Source organism: Citrobacter sp. MGH105 (assembly GCF_001037485.2).
In the GTDB taxonomy this organism is placed as follows: domain Bacteria; phylum Pseudomonadota; class Gammaproteobacteria; order Enterobacterales; family Enterobacteriaceae; genus Citrobacter; species Citrobacter portucalensis.
Map to the genome: position 1 here is coordinate 743,405 of NZ_CP073048.1, position 13,958 is coordinate 757,362.

Annotated in this window: 13 protein-coding genes, 1 pseudogene and 1 riboswitch; of the genes and pseudogenes, 6 read left to right on the plus strand and 8 right to left on the minus strand. The window is 51.5% G+C overall.

Going from position 1 to position 13,958, the window contains the following annotated elements; translation table 11 throughout:
• Nucleotides 1–94: 94 nt before the first annotated feature.
• Both glnE and hldE read left to right on the plus strand, forming a co-directional pair.
• A complete protein-coding gene (gene glnE / locus SK35_RS03610; RefSeq protein WP_048215524.1) occupies nucleotides 95–2,935 on the plus strand; it encodes a bifunctional [glutamate--ammonia ligase]-adenylyl-L-tyrosine phosphorylase/[glutamate--ammonia-ligase] adenylyltransferase in 2,841 nt (946 codons plus the stop codon).
• Between the two features lie 59 nt (nucleotides 2,936–2,994).
• Entirely contained in the window at nucleotides 2,995–4,428 is a 1,434-nt protein-coding gene (hldE, locus tag SK35_RS03615; RefSeq protein ID WP_048215525.1) for a bifunctional D-glycero-beta-D-manno-heptose-7-phosphate kinase/D-glycero-beta-D-manno-heptose 1-phosphate adenylyltransferase HldE, read from the plus strand.
• 111 nt (nucleotides 4,429–4,539) lie between these two features.
• Here hldE and SK35_RS26820 read toward each other — a convergent pair.
• Nucleotides 4,540–4,668 (minus strand): annotated as a pseudogene (locus SK35_RS26820) (hypothetical protein); the annotation flags it as partial.
• A gap of 127 nt (nucleotides 4,669–4,795) precedes the next feature.
• Here SK35_RS26820 and glgS point away from each other — a divergent pair.
• On the plus strand, nucleotides 4,796–5,002 hold the full coding sequence (gene glgS / locus SK35_RS03620; RefSeq protein WP_008785836.1) for a cell surface composition regulator GlgS: 207 nt from the start codon (nucleotides 4,796–4,798) through the stop codon (nucleotides 5,000–5,002).
• A gap of 33 nt (nucleotides 5,003–5,035) precedes the next feature.
• Here the strand turns inward: glgS and ubiK are convergent, their stop codons facing one another.
• Nucleotides 5,036–5,332 carry a ubiquinone biosynthesis accessory factor UbiK gene (ubiK, locus tag SK35_RS03625; protein ID WP_048215526.1) on the minus strand — a complete coding sequence of 99 codons (297 nt, stop codon included), beginning with the start codon at nucleotides 5,330–5,332 and terminating at the stop codon, nucleotides 5,036–5,038.
• A gap of 132 nt (nucleotides 5,333–5,464) precedes the next feature.
• A riboswitch (FMN riboswitch) is annotated at nucleotides 5,465–5,614 on the plus strand.
• A 106-nt stretch (nucleotides 5,615–5,720) separates the two neighbouring features.
• Between ubiK and ribB the strand changes: the two genes are divergently transcribed.
• Entirely contained in the window at nucleotides 5,721–6,374 is a 654-nt protein-coding gene (ribB, locus tag SK35_RS03630) for a 3,4-dihydroxy-2-butanone-4-phosphate synthase (RefSeq protein ID WP_003828424.1), read from the plus strand.
• An 84-nt stretch (nucleotides 6,375–6,458) separates the two neighbouring features.
• Here ribB and dsbI read toward each other — a convergent pair whose 3' ends face one another.
• Genes dsbI through SK35_RS03645 form a run of 3 tightly spaced genes read right to left on the minus strand, consistent with a single transcriptional unit; the run spans nucleotide 6,459 to nucleotide 9,639 of the window.
• Nucleotides 6,459–7,136, minus strand: a complete 678-nt coding sequence (gene dsbI / locus SK35_RS03635) for a protein-disulfide oxidoreductase DsbI (protein WP_048215527.1) — start codon at nucleotides 7,134–7,136, stop codon at nucleotides 6,459–6,461.
• Between the two features lie 14 nt (nucleotides 7,137–7,150).
• The gene (locus SK35_RS03640) at nucleotides 7,151–7,819 is read right to left on the minus strand and encodes a thiol:disulfide interchange protein DsbA/DsbL (RefSeq protein WP_048215528.1); all 669 of its coding nucleotides are present in this window, start codon (nucleotides 7,817–7,819) and stop codon (nucleotides 7,151–7,153) included.
• A 23-nt stretch (nucleotides 7,820–7,842) separates the two neighbouring features.
• Nucleotides 7,843–9,639, minus strand: coding sequence for an aryl-sulfate sulfotransferase (locus tag SK35_RS03645; RefSeq protein WP_048215529.1), 1,797 nt, complete (start codon nucleotides 9,637–9,639; stop codon nucleotides 7,843–7,845).
• Between the two features lie 396 nt (nucleotides 9,640–10,035).
• On the opposite strand from SK35_RS03645, the gene SK35_RS03650 reads away from it, so the two are divergent.
• Complete coding sequence (locus tag SK35_RS03650; RefSeq protein WP_071446370.1) at nucleotides 10,036–10,212, plus strand: hypothetical protein; 177 nt, start codon at nucleotides 10,036–10,038, stop codon at nucleotides 10,210–10,212.
• A gap of 65 nt (nucleotides 10,213–10,277) precedes the next feature.
• Here SK35_RS03650 and zupT read toward each other — a convergent pair whose 3' ends face one another.
• Nucleotides 10,278–11,051, minus strand: a complete 774-nt coding sequence (gene zupT, locus SK35_RS03655; RefSeq protein WP_003024600.1) for a zinc transporter ZupT — start codon at nucleotides 11,049–11,051, stop codon at nucleotides 10,278–10,280.
• Between the two features lie 147 nt (nucleotides 11,052–11,198).
• Between zupT and ygiD the strand changes: the two genes are divergently transcribed.
• Nucleotides 11,199–11,987, plus strand: a complete 789-nt coding sequence (gene ygiD / locus SK35_RS03660; RefSeq protein WP_048215530.1) for a 4,5-DOPA dioxygenase extradiol — start codon at nucleotides 11,199–11,201, stop codon at nucleotides 11,985–11,987.
• A gap of 85 nt (nucleotides 11,988–12,072) precedes the next feature.
• On the opposite strand, the gene SK35_RS03665 is transcribed toward ygiD, so the two are convergent.
• Both SK35_RS03665 and SK35_RS03670 read right to left on the minus strand, forming a co-directional pair.
• Complete coding sequence (locus SK35_RS03665) at nucleotides 12,073–13,233, minus strand: glutathionylspermidine synthase family protein (RefSeq protein WP_048215531.1); 1,161 nt, start codon at nucleotides 13,231–13,233, stop codon at nucleotides 12,073–12,075.
• A 5-nt stretch (nucleotides 13,234–13,238) separates the two neighbouring features.
• The gene (locus tag SK35_RS03670; protein ID WP_003024591.1) at nucleotides 13,239–13,916 is read right to left on the minus strand and encodes a DUF1190 family protein; all 678 of its coding nucleotides are present in this window, start codon (nucleotides 13,914–13,916) and stop codon (nucleotides 13,239–13,241) included.
• Nucleotides 13,917–13,958: the final 42 nt, after the last annotated feature.

Consider the following 13,958-nt stretch of genomic DNA (forward strand, 5'->3'; position numbering starts at 1 on the left):
TGCGCTTATCAGGCCTACGCGATGTGTGTAACTGTCATGTAGGCCGGATAAGGCGAAAAGACGCATCCGGCACCATTCAAAGGATAACCCGTAAATGAAGCAGCTCTCTTCACCGTTACAGCAGTACTGGCCGACCGTTGTTGAGCGGCTGCCAGCAGCAATATCTGAGTCCTCGCTTAGCGTTCAGGCGAAGTCAGTACTTACATTCAGCGATTTTGTCCGTGACAGCATTATTGCCCATCCCGAATGGCTGGCTGAGCTGGAAAGCGCTCCACCCCTGGCGGATGAATGGCAACACTATGCCGACTGGTTACAGCAAACATTGGCTGACGTTAGTGATGAAAACACGCTGATGCGTGAGTTACGCCTGTTTCGCCGTCGCATTATGGTGCGTATCGCCTGGGCACAGACGTTGTCGCTGGTGACCGAAGAGAGTATTTTGCAGCAGCTAAGCCATCTGGCTGAAACGTTGATCGTCGCCGCGCGTGACTGGTTATACGCCGCCTGCTGTCGCGAATGGGGTACGCCCTGTAATCCTGAAGGTGTGGCGCAGCCGCTGCTGATTTTAGGCATGGGGAAACTGGGTGGCGGCGAGCTGAATTTTTCCTCCGATATCGACCTGATTTTTGCCTGGCCAGAACATGGCAGCACACAGGGCGGGCGACGCGAGCTGGATAACGCCCAGTTCTTTACCCGTATGGGCCAGCGGCTCATTAAGGTATTAGATCAGCCCACAATGGATGGGTTTGTCTATCGGGTGGATATGCGTTTACGCCCGTTTGGTGACAGCGGTCCGTTGGTACTGAGCTTCTCTGCGCTGGAGGATTATTACCAGGAGCAAGGGCGCGACTGGGAACGCTATGCGATGGTCAAAGCCCGCATTATGGGCGATGCCGACGGCACTTACGTCAGCGAGCTTCGTGCCATGCTGCGGCCTTTTGTTTTCCGTCGCTATATTGATTTCAGCGTGATCCAGTCGTTGCGTAACATGAAAGGGATGATTGCGCGTGAAGTGCGCCGCCGTGGTCTGAAAGACAACATCAAGCTGGGGGCGGGCGGTATTCGCGAAATAGAATTTATCGTGCAGGTATTCCAGCTGATTCGCGGCGGACGTGAACCGTCGCTGCAATCCCGCTCGCTGTTACCGACGCTTAGCGCCATCAATGCGCTGCACCTGCTGTCTGATACCGATACGGAACAACTGCGAGCAGCCTATCTCTATTTACGCCGCCTGGAAAACCTGCTGCAAAGCATCAATGATGAACAGACCCAAACGTTGCCAGGCGATGAACTGAATCGCGCGCGGCTGGCGTGGGGGATGAACGTTGATGACTGGCAGCAATTAACTGATGTGCTGGCCAATCATATGGACAACGTACGCCGGGTATTTAACGAGCTGATTGGCGATGACGAAGCTGAAACCCAGGAAGAGTCGCTTTCAGAACAGTGGCGCGAACTGTGGCAGGATGCATTACAGGAAGATGACACCACGCCGGTGCTGACGCATCTGGCGGATGACGATCGCCGGCGCGTGCTGTCTCTGATTGCTGATTTCCGCAAAGAGCTGGATAAACGCACCATTGGCCCACGCGGACGCCAGGTGCTGGATCATTTAATGCCGCATCTGCTGAGCGATGTCTGTACGCGTGACGACGCCTCAGTCCCGCTATCGCGCATTACCCCTCTGCTGGTGGGGATTGTTACCCGTACGACCTATCTGGAACTGCTGAGCGAATTCCCCGGGGCGCTGAAGCATCTGATTTCGCTCTGTGCGGCCTCGCCGATGGTCGCCAGCCAGCTGGCGCGGTATCCGCTGTTGCTCGATGAACTGCTGGATCCGAACACCCTGTATCAACCTACCGCGACGGATGCTTACCGTGATGAGCTGCGCCAGTATTTGCTGCGCGTGCCGGAAGATGACGAAGAGCAGCAACTTGAGGCTCTGCGCCAGTTTAAGCAAACGCAGCTACTGCGTATTGCCGCGGCCGATATCGCCGGTACACTGCCGGTGATGAAGGTGAGCGATCATTTAACCTGGCTGGCGGAAGCTATTATTGATGCGGTAGTCCAGCAGGCGTGGACGCAGATGGTCGCGCGCTACGGTCAACCCACTCATCTTAGCGAACGCGAGGGGCGTGGTTTTGCCGTCGTCGGCTATGGCAAACTGGGCGGTTGGGAGTTGGGTTACAGCTCGGATCTCGATTTGATCTTCCTGCATGACTGTCCGATGGACGTGATGACGGACGGTGAGCGTGAGATTGACGGGCGACAGTTCTATCTGCGTCTGGCGCAGCGCATTATGCACCTCTTTAGTACCCGTACTTCGTCCGGTATTTTGTACGAAGTGGATGCGCGTTTGCGTCCGTCAGGAGCGGCGGGGATGCTGGTGACATCAGCTGACGCTTTTGCCGATTATCAGCGTAACGAAGCCTGGACATGGGAGCATCAGGCTCTGGTGCGTGCTCGCGTAGTGTACGGCGACCCGCAGTTGACCTCTCAGTTTGATGCGATTCGTCGCGATATCATGACCCTCGTCCGTGATGGGAAAACTTTGCAGACCGAGGTGCGCGAAATGCGTGAGAAAATGCGTGCCCATTTGGGTAATAAGCATCGCGATCGTTTTGATATCAAAGCGGATGAAGGCGGCATCACAGATATTGAGTTTATTACGCAGTATCTGGTGCTGCGCTATGCGCATGAAAAACCGAAGCTGACGCGCTGGTCGGATAACGTGCGCATTCTGGAATTACTGGCGCAAAACGACATTATGGACGAGCAGGAAGCGCTGGCGCTTACCCGTGCTTATACGACGTTGCGTGATGAACTTCATCATCTTGCGTTGCAGGAACTTCCAGGCCATGTGGCGCTGGAGCACTTTGACGCTGAACGTACGCTGGTGCGTGACAGCTGGCGGAAGTGGCTGGTTGCCGAGTGAAGTGTGCTATTATCGCGCGCAAATTTTAAGACCCTCAGAGAATCTCTCAGGAGACAGGAATGAAAGTAACGCTGCCAGAGTTTGAACGTGCAGGAGTCATGGTTGTCGGTGATGTGATGCTGGATCGCTACTGGTACGGTCCTACCAGCCGTATTTCACCTGAAGCGCCGGTTCCGGTGGTGAAGGTCGATACCATCGAAGAACGTCCCGGTGGCGCAGCAAACGTGGCGATGAACATTGCCTCTCTGGGAGCGAATTCGCGTCTGGTGGGCCTGACCGGTATTGACGACGCGGCGCGTGCGCTGAGCAAAACGCTGGCGGATGTGAACGTAAAATGCGATTTCGTTTCCGTGCCGACCCATCCGACGATCACCAAACTGCGCGTGCTTTCCCGCAACCAGCAGCTGATTCGCCTGGATTTCGAAGAAGGTTTTGAAGGCGTAGATCCGCAGCCTCTGCACGAGCGTATTAATCAGGCGCTGGGTTCTATCGGCGCTCTGGTGCTCTCCGACTACGCCAAAGGTGCATTGGCAAGCGTGCAGCAGATGATTGCTCTGGCGCGTAAGGCTGGGGTGCCGGTGCTTATCGATCCGAAAGGAACCGATTTTGAACGCTACCGTGGCGCAACGCTGCTGACGCCGAACCTGTCTGAGTTTGAAGCGGTGGCGGGCAAGTGCAAAAGCGAAGATGAACTGGTTGAACGCGGCATGAAAGTGATTGCTGATTTCGACCTTTCCGCACTGCTGATCACGCGATCCGAGCAGGGGATGACGTTGCTGCAACCGGGCAAATCGCCGCTGCATATGCCGACCCAGGCGCAGGAAGTGTATGACGTGACCGGTGCAGGCGATACGGTTATCGGCGTGCTGGCGGCGACGCTGGCGGCGGGTAACTCACTGGAAGAGGCGTGCTATTTTGCTAACGCCGCAGCCGGTGTTGTCGTCGGTAAGCTGGGGACCTCTACCGTTTCTCCGATTGAACTGGAAAACGCCGTGCGCGGTCGGGCCGATACTGGCTTTGGCGTGATGAGCGAATCTGAGCTGAAACAGGCCGTTGCCAGCGCCCGCAAGCGCGGCGAGAAAGTGGTAATGACCAACGGCGTGTTCGACATCCTGCATGCGGGCCACGTTTCCTATCTGGCGAATGCGCGCAAGCTGGGCGATCGTCTGATCGTGGCGGTAAACAGCGATGCTTCGACCAAACGTCTGAAAGGCGAAACGCGTCCAGTCAACCCGCTGGAACAGCGTATGATCGTGCTGGGCGCGCTGGAATCCGTCGACTGGGTGGTCTCTTTTGAAGAAGATACGCCGCAGCGTCTGATTGCTGGCATTCTGCCGGATCTGCTGGTCAAAGGCGGCGACTATAAGCCAGAGCAGATTGCGGGCAGTGAAGAGGTGTGGGCGAACGGCGGTGAAGTGCTGGTGCTGAACTTCGAAGATGGCTGCTCTACGACAAATATCATTAAGAAGATCCAGAAAGACAGCGATAAATAACACCTGAAAAGTTTGCCGGATGGCGGTGTGAACACCTTATCCGGCCTACGTGACGTAACGTTTGTAGGCCGGATAAGACGCTTTCGCGTCGCCATCCGGCATTTTTACGTTTTATTCTTGAGCCACAGCGCTACTTTCCACTGATTTTAACAGCTCGGCCAGTGCTGACAGCGAACCGCTGGACAATCCAATTTCACTTAACAGCGAGTCAATCAGCGGCGCTTGTGTACGATAAGGAAGAGTTGTCGGAAACTGTGAATCAGAACGTTGATTTGCGCACAATATGTACAGAATAACTTCGTATCCAGGGAAATACTGAAATTAGAAAAAGCATATGGCCTTAGCAGATATTCAATAACTGGAGGGTATGCTCATGAACAGCAATATGTATTCACTGAACAATTTCGATTTCCTGGCCCGTAGTTTTGCCAGGATGCAGGCTGAGGGCCATCCCATTGATATCCAGGCGATAACCGGGAATATGGATGAAGAACATCGTAGCTGGTTTTGCAAACGCTATGCGCTGTACTGCCAGCAGGCGACGGAAGCCAGGAAGCTAGAACTGGAACACTAACAGAAAAACGGGCCTTGCGGCCCGTTGTCGTTTTTACTCTTGCGGATCAACTGACGGGATCGCGGGGGCTGGCTTAACTTCTGCCGTTTTATCACGTGATTCAAGCTCAGTCAGACGTTGCTCAAGCAGCGCCAGCTTTTCACGCGTGCGCAATAAAACCTGAGTCTGTACATCGAATTCTTCGCGGCTTACCAGATCCAGACGGGTCAGTTGTGACTGCAGCGTTTGACGAATTTTCTTCTCGACGTCTTCGCCAAACTCGCGGATCCCTTTCGGCATCGACTCGTGAACCTGACGAGCAATCTGCTCAATTTTTTTCGGGTCAATCATTGTGGTTTCCCTGAACTGGTACGTGTTGCTGCCTATTGTAGTGCGAACTGGCACAGGCATAAACCAGAATTGTGTGAAGCTAAGACGAGTAAAGGCGTTGATGAAGGTAATCAATAGCGTTATAGTTAACCCGCTTATTCTCAGGGCGGGGCGAAATTCCCCACCGGCGGTAAATCAACTGATGTTGAAAGCCCGCGAGCGCTTTTTGTTACGGCAAAAAGGTCAGCAGATCCGGTGTAATTCCGGGGCCGACGGTTAGAGTCCGGATGGGAGAGAGTAACGATCCAGTCGGGCATGGACCCGCTCACGTTATTTTTTTGCCGCTTAGACGGTACTCCTAAGACTGCCCTGATTCTGGTAACCATAATTTTAGTGAGGTTTTTTTACCATGAATCAGACGCTACTTTCCTCTTTTGGTACGCCTTTCGAACGTGTTGAACATGCGCTGTCTGCGCTGCGTGAAGGACGCGGTGTAATGGTGCTTGACGACGAAGACCGTGAAAACGAAGGCGATATGATTTTCCCGGCAGAAACCATGACCGTAGAACAGATGGCGCTGACCATCCGTCACGGTAGCGGTATTGTATGCCTGTGCATCACTGAAGACCGACGCAAACAGCTCGATCTGCCAATGATGGTGGAAAATAATACCAGCGCTTACGGTACCGGTTTTACCGTGACCATTGAAGCCGCAGAAGGCGTAACCACCGGCGTTTCCGCAGCAGACCGTGTTACTACGGTGCGTGCGGCAATTAAGGATGGCGCAAAACCTTCCGATCTTAACCGTCCGGGGCACGTTTTCCCGCTGCGTGCTCAGGCAGGCGGCGTGTTGACCCGCGGTGGTCATACTGAAGCAACCATCGACCTGATGACGCTGGCAGGGTTTAAACCAGCCGGTGTGCTGTGCGAACTGACCAATGATGACGGCACCATGGCCCGTGCGCCAGAGTGCATCGAATTTGCCGGTAAGCATAATATGGCTGTAGTGACTATCGAAGACCTGGTGGCTTACCGTCAGGCGCATGAGCGCAAAGCCAGCTAATTGCTGACTACCGCGACAACCGTGGTAGGGATAAAAAAACCGAAGTCAGTTTTCTGGCTTCGGTTTTTTGTTATTACAACCTGGCTATTTTTTTCTGGACAGTTTAAGTGCCCAGGCTCCGCTCATTACCAGCAACAGCACTAAACACAAACCAAAAGCGAGCAGGCATGCCTGCGCCATATTCATAAAATGCCATGGCGGAAGCAGATACCAGCCTTCGGACTGCTGGTACAGATCGACAAACCACTTTTGCATACTGCTAAGCGCTACGCCATCAGGAACGACAGGTGCGTCATAGCCGCAATCTCCAGTGGGCTTAAACCATTCTGGAGCCCAGTTTGCCAGCGGCAAATTGAAAGGGAATGTCGGATCGGTGGAACATCCCTGTACGCCAAAGAGCGAATCCGGGTCCGGGTTATGTACCGCATAATGAATGCCATTAAGTTTGATGGAGAACTTAATGCCCATAATGCTGCCATAAAATGCCGCAATGCAGCCGACCAGTTTTAGAATGAGGTTTTTAGGGTTTATTGCCGCGATCAGCCCACCGAAAACCATCACAAACATGGCAAAGCGGATGTATACACATTGCTCGCAAGGGGCCATGTAGAGATAGATTTGGAAGAACGAGTGCGCCAGAATAATTAACCCACCCATGGCACAAGCCATTAGCAACCACAAAAAGCGTCGCTCCTGCCATCTCACCAGGGTATTAACCGGTGTGGTACATAAGTCTCGCCACAATCCTTTGATAAAATCCATAGCCGGTTCCCTGTTTATTTTGTCGCCAGCTCTCTGACAAGCTCAGCCATGGAATCAATCGATTTGATGCTTTTGGTGTAGATCAGGTACTTACCATTGACCACGTAAGCCGGAACCCCCTGGATTTTGGCAACATCATAAGCCGCTTTCCATTTTTCCAGTGTCTCCTGGACTACGGGTTCTTTTAAGGCGCTCTCGAAGTCTGCTTGGCTCATACCTGCAGCGTCCAGTCCTGTTTTGATGAATGACGCGGGATCTTTACCGTCAGACCAGCGTTCCTTTTTGTCGTGGTAGGCAGTGTAGTAAGCGAATTTGGCTTTTTTGAACTGTGATTTGGCGTCAAACAATGAGATCCCTGCGGCCTGATCCTTAGCAATCATTACTGCAAAGACTTCACTGGCCTGTTTACCGTATTCTCCTTTGGTCTCGAGATGAAAAGGAGTGAAGGTCACGAGATCGGCAACTTTATCTGACACCGGACCGGTCACGGCTTTATCATATTTGTAGCAGAATGGGCAGGCGTAGCTAAATACTTTGATCAACGTTTTATCAGCATTGGGAATCGGTTTCTCCAGCACCATATAGTCAGTACCTTCAGTAAAAGCCGATGCTGCAAATGGTGATACCAGTGCTGCCATTAATACCACGCTTTTAAATAATGAAGTAATCCATTTAGATGACATAATTAATCCTTAACCTAACGAAATTATTTAAACATTTGTTGTGGGCGAACCAGTAATGCGCGGTAGTGCGTTTGGTTTGGTTTATCGGAAAGGACATCAATTTCGACTTTGACTTCTTTTGTTTTGTAGTCAATTTCGTTGATTTTGCCGATGGTAGGCTGTCCAACATCAAATAAATTAATAGAACCACCAAATCCAAACATCGTGTCGCGGTCTTTTTGATATTCAATTACCGACGTGATAGGACTGTAGAAATCATAACCGCGCTCTTTCCCGTATTCCCAAACTTGCTGAACGGTTCCTTTTTTCTCGTCAATTTTATATTCGACGAACCGGGAGTATTTCATTGTTGGTAGTGCTGGTTGTTCGAGTCCACGCCCATCGCCATTGTCAAAGATGGTTAGCGTTCCTTTGCTGGAGAGCCAGGCGGTGTGTTGGGTGTAGGTAAAATCGAAATCAGTATTCTCGCACTTACCGTTTTCATCACACTTCAGCGCGTTGCCCTTATCATCAACCGGTTTTAACAGTTTGCTTGCCAGCGCCTTATTCCAGCCTTTAGACGGTGCCAGGATCCATTTCACCTGTTTATCGCGACCGATTTTGACGACACCCTGATGGCGGGAAGAAAGAATGATGGAGTCATCTTTAGCGTCATAGGCAATGGAGTTTACGTGAGCCCAGTTACGGCCCGCACCAACGCCGAGGGCGTCACCATAGGGGGTATCTGGCTCTAGTTTTGCCTGTTGGCCTGCATGAGCGAGATCCACATTGACGCATACCGCGCCTGCGTCCAGAGCACCCAGCAGCGCGTCACGCATCGGGTCGAGAATTTGTGTCAGATCCCATACGTCAACAACACGTCCAGATTTATCGACTTCAATAATCTGGTCGCGGATGGTATGTACGTGAAGGCCATCTTCTTTGCGATAATCGCGTTTACCTACGCGTAGCAGTACGGTGCCGTTCACTGTTTCGACCGACTCATGTGAAGCATCCAGGAATCCGCGTGGCAGCTTATGGTCGGCCAGAACTTGCCCCAGCATATCGAATTCATACCAGTGCTGGCCCTGGACGGCGGTGAAGGTGCCTCGCGGTGTTTCACGAATACCCATCAGGTAGCCGCGCTTGTTGATATCCATGTCATGGCCGTCATAGAAGGTGTCCTGATCCAGCCACCACCGATATTCACCTTCCGTATCGACGACAAAGGTAAAGGGTGCGATATCAAAGGGGAGTGCTCCGCCAGCAGGACCCGCATCCAGGATGCCGGCATTTTTATCTTTTTCACCATGCCAGTGGAATTCTGCACCCTGCGGGGTAAAGGTGTGGGTATTCACCAGATAAAGACGATCTTCAAAACCCGGTGCTACTTTAATCACTTTTGTTTGCTGTAAATCAGATATAGAGCGGTTATCCATGTAGTGATTTACGATGGCGGAAGTTTGCACCACATAATCATCTTTCATGGCCTTACCGTTTTCTTTATATTCAACGGTTACCTTATTTGCGAACTTTTGATAAAGGCCAAAAATAGGAATGCCATCGTACGTGGCGAGTGACTCTTTGCCGACGGTATAAGTCACCGGAACGCCTTTTTCACCTTTACCATGGACGGTAACTTTAACATCTGAAATAACGTGGCTATCTAATTCAACCAGCGCAGTAAGCGGGGCATTTCCATAAGGGTCAACTACTATTGCGCCCAATTTTCCTGCAGGTTGGGCCGGTTGAAAACCAGCGGCAAGAGAGTTTCCTGCTGCTAATCCAAATGTCAGTGCCAGAGTCCCTGCCAGAAGTGTTTTTCGGTATTGTGTAAACATGGATATATCTCCTTATATTACCTATAAATATAATCTTGCTGAATATATTATGTTTTTACTGTTTTGATAAAATAAAGCAGCATTGCTAATACTATTTTTGTAATGCCTTAATTAATATTGATGAAATGTATTATTCTGCAGGAGCTAATTTTTATTATTTTTTTGATAGTATGAGTGAGATATTTTAAGAACAATATTTATTATTGCGTAGTGTGATCTTGTCGACATTGTTTTAATTGTTTATAACGAGTTTGGCTAATAGCGTAGCCGCTGATTTATATGATCGAAATCATATATTTGTTTGTGAAATATGCCACTATATGAGTATGTCAGAATAAGTTTGTGTAAAATTTTAACGTTAAATGTTTAATGATGTTAAATTTTAAGGGTAAAAGAATGTTTATTGCCTGGTATTGGATTGTATTAATTGCACTTGTTGCGGTGGGGTATTATTGCCATATGAAACGTTATTGTCGGGCATTCCGCCAGGACAGAGATGCCTTACTTGAAGCGCGAAACAAACTCTTTCGCCGCTCTGGTGAAGATAACAGCGCGGTTAAGGAACAGGATTAGTCCTTCATATTCTGCTATGGATGAGCGGATGCTGTAAATTTGCAGGGTGGCATCCGCCCTCTGGATTATCCGATTCCCATCGACTGGAGGATGACGAGGCTTAATCCCATCACCGACATTCCACATAACACCCCATAACTAGGATTATTATTGGGATCGATCTCTTTTGCCAACGGCATCAATTCATCGACGGACAGCGCCACCATAATACCTGCGACAGCCGCCATTATTGCCGCCATCACCACTGGTGATATAAGGCTACCGAGAATTAACCACGCCAGTACGCCGCCCAGTATTTCTGCCATACCTGAAATCCCTGCCCAGAATATCGCCGTACGTTTGGAGCCTGTGGCGGCATAGACGGGACCCGCCACCGCTAATCCTTCAGGAATATTGTGCAATGCAACAGCGAGGGCAATACCAAAGCCCAGCTCAAGGTTGCTACTGGCGGTAACAAACGTCGCAATCCCTTCAGGAAAGTTGTGCAGGCTGATGCCGAGCGTTAATAAAATCGCGGTGCGTTTAATAGAGCCGGGTAGAGGCTGCGTTGTTTTTTGTACCAGATCCTGAGGGTGCGCGTGCGGCAATAGACGGTCCAGGCCAAAGTAGCCCAGTAAGCCGACGATAAACATTCCGTAGCCCAGCACTGGCGACATACCTTCAGCGGCCAGCGCAGCAGGTAGCATCTCCATAAGGGAGATCAGTAACATAATCCCGGCGGCGAAGCCTAAAGAAAAGGCGAGAACGCGGTTAGACGGTTTTTGCCCTAACACGCCGAGAAATGCGCCGATAAACGTGGCGGCACCTGCCAGTAAAGTCAGAAGTAAAGGTACTGACATCGACAAATAAAACTCCTTATCAATCTGCTGTCCGGGTTAGATCGTCAAAATAACTGATGATCTTCATCATGGTTATCTGAGTTCTTCATCAACCGAATAAGCGTATTGTGGTGGTATCAAAATGACTCCCTCAGTAAGGATATCATCATGTCTTCAACTCGTATGCCAGCATTGTTTTTGGGTCACGGTAGCCCGATGAATGTTCTGGAAGATAACGTTTATACCCGTGCCTGGCAGCAACTGGGGGAAACGTTGCCGCGTCCGAAAGCCATTGTGGTTGTCTCTGCGCACTGGTTCACCCGTGGAACGGGTGTGACAGCGATGGAAGCCCCCAAAACGATCCACGATTTTGGCGGTTTTCCGCAAGCATTATATGACACCCATTACCCGGCTCCAGGCTCGCCTGAACTGGCGCAGCATCTGGTTGACTTACTTGCTCCAGTGCCTGTGACCCTGGACAAAGAAGCCTGGGGTTTTGACCACGGTTCCTGGGGCGTGCTGATCAAGATGTATCCGAATGCGGACATTCCGATGGTGCAGTTGAGTATCGACAGCACCAAACCCGCGTCATGGCATTTTGAGATGGGCCGTAAGCTGGCGGCGCTGCGTGATGAGGGCATTATGCTGGTGGCCAGTGGTAACGTGGTGCATAACCTGCGCACTGCACGTTGGCACGGTGAGAACACGCCTTATCCGTGGGCGACTTCATTCAATGACTATGTTAAGGCAAACCTGACATGGCAGGGACCGGTTGATCAGCATCCATTGGTGAACTATCTCGATCATGAAGGTGGATCGTTGTCGAACCCGACGCCGGATCACTATCTGCCGCTGCTGTATGTACTCGGGGCTTGGGACGGTAAAGAGTCTGTCACGATCCCGGTAGATGGTATTGAGATGGGAAGTTTAAGTATGTTGTCGGTGCAGGTTGGATGATGAATGCCCGATGGCACTGCGCTTATCGGGCATTAAGTTCGCGTCGTAGGCCGGGTAAGGCGAAGTCACCACCCGGCTCTCTCAATTATTCGACAAAAATATGCGGATAGAAACGTGACAGATCCTGCGTGATTAATGCGCGGTCTTCACGAATGCCGATCCCGGCTGGTTGATCGTTGATCAGCCAGCTGCCAATCAGCATATAGCTGTCGCCAAACTTCGGTAGCTGATGGAACTGCTGCACGATCATGCCTTCTTCACCGTACGGTCCTTCCACGGATTCGATCGTTTTACCGTTCTCAACGATGGAGACGTTAGCCCCCTCGCGCGAGAAGATCGGTTTGACGACGAATTTATCCATCTGCGGATGATCGTCTTCGGCGAAGTACGCTGGCAGCAGGTTCGGATGGTCCGGGAACATTTCCCATAACAGCGGCAACAGTGCTTTGTTGGAGATAATGCTCTTCCAGGCCGGTTCCAGCCAGCGAACGCCAGCGTCTTCCAGCTTGGTGGAGAACATTTCACGCAGCATGAATTCCCACGGATAGAGCTTGAACAGGTTAGCAATTACCTGATCCTGCATGTCGGTGAACTGACCTTTTTCACCAAGACCAATATCTTCTACATAGAGGAATTCTGTTGCGATCTCAGCTTCGGCAGCGCAATCCTGCAGATACTGGATCGTACCGCGATCTTCTACCGTGTCACGACAGCAGGTCAGATGAAGCAGTTGAAAACCATACTGCTCACGCAGCTCGGTGAAACGCTCGATCAGTTTTTCCTGCAGACTGTTGAACTGATCGCTGCCTTCCGGCAGGTTGCCCGCATTGAGCTGATCTTCCAGCCAGATCCACTGGAAAAACGCGGCTTCGTACAGCGAGGTTGGCGTATCGGCGTTGTTTTCTAAAAGCTTGGGTTCACCCGTGCCGTCCCACGCCAGATCGAGACGTGAATAGAGCGACGGTTGCTGTGTCTGCCAGGACTGGCGGACAAAGCCCCAGGTATGCTTCGGAATGCGAAACTTGGTCATCAACTCATCGCTGGCGATGACCGTTTCCACCACCTTGAGGCACATTTGATGCAGCTCTGCGGTGACCTCTTCCAGTTTTTCAACCTGAGCAAGAGTGAGCTTATAGTACGCGTCTTCACACCAGTACGGCTCGCCGTACATAGTGTGAAAATTGAAACCGTATTCGGTGGCTTTGTCGCGCCAATCCGGGCGCTCAACAATACTGACTCTTTCCATGACGATCAGCCACCCATTGAACGTGTGGTGGTGCCGCTTGCGCTACGCTGCATGGTGCTCTGTTTGGCCACAGACTCACCAAATCCGCCGCGGGTTACGGTAGAGGTGGTAGCTGGTTTCGGTGCCATAGCGGTTTTCGGTACGGTCATGGTGCGACCCGGCGTTGCTGCACCGTAGTTTTTACCGCTGGCATCCGTGTATTTGCCGTAAGCCGGGCTGGCTGGGTTTTTCGAGCTGAACAGCGGTTGCTGAGCGCCCATTCCGCCGCCCATCAGTCGGCCCATCATGTAGCCCGCCATCAGCGGCATCCAGAAGCTGCCGCTGCTTTGATTCTGCGCCTGAGCCTGGCCTTCACCGGTCGGTGCCATTCCCGCTTGCGCAGGAGCCTGCTGGCACTGGCCTTCGCCGAATTCAGCGATACAGTCTTCACGAGTGGCGTATTTTGGTGCGGTACGTTCAGCTTCTTTCAGCGCATTGTTAAACGCGGTAGTACATTCGGCGCTTTTACCCGGATTCGCCGCAGAGCAGTCGTCAGCGTTCTGATAAAGCGAAACCGTTTCGTCGCTCTTTTCACAGCCCGCGAGCATAAACACAGCGGTAACTGCCAGGGCGACAGGAGTCAGATGGCGCGCGCTCCAGCTTTTGCGGAACGAGGCGTGATGTATAGATTTTGTCCGTTTCATTTATGTCTTCCAGTACCCAGTGGTAACTCTGCTCAGAATAGA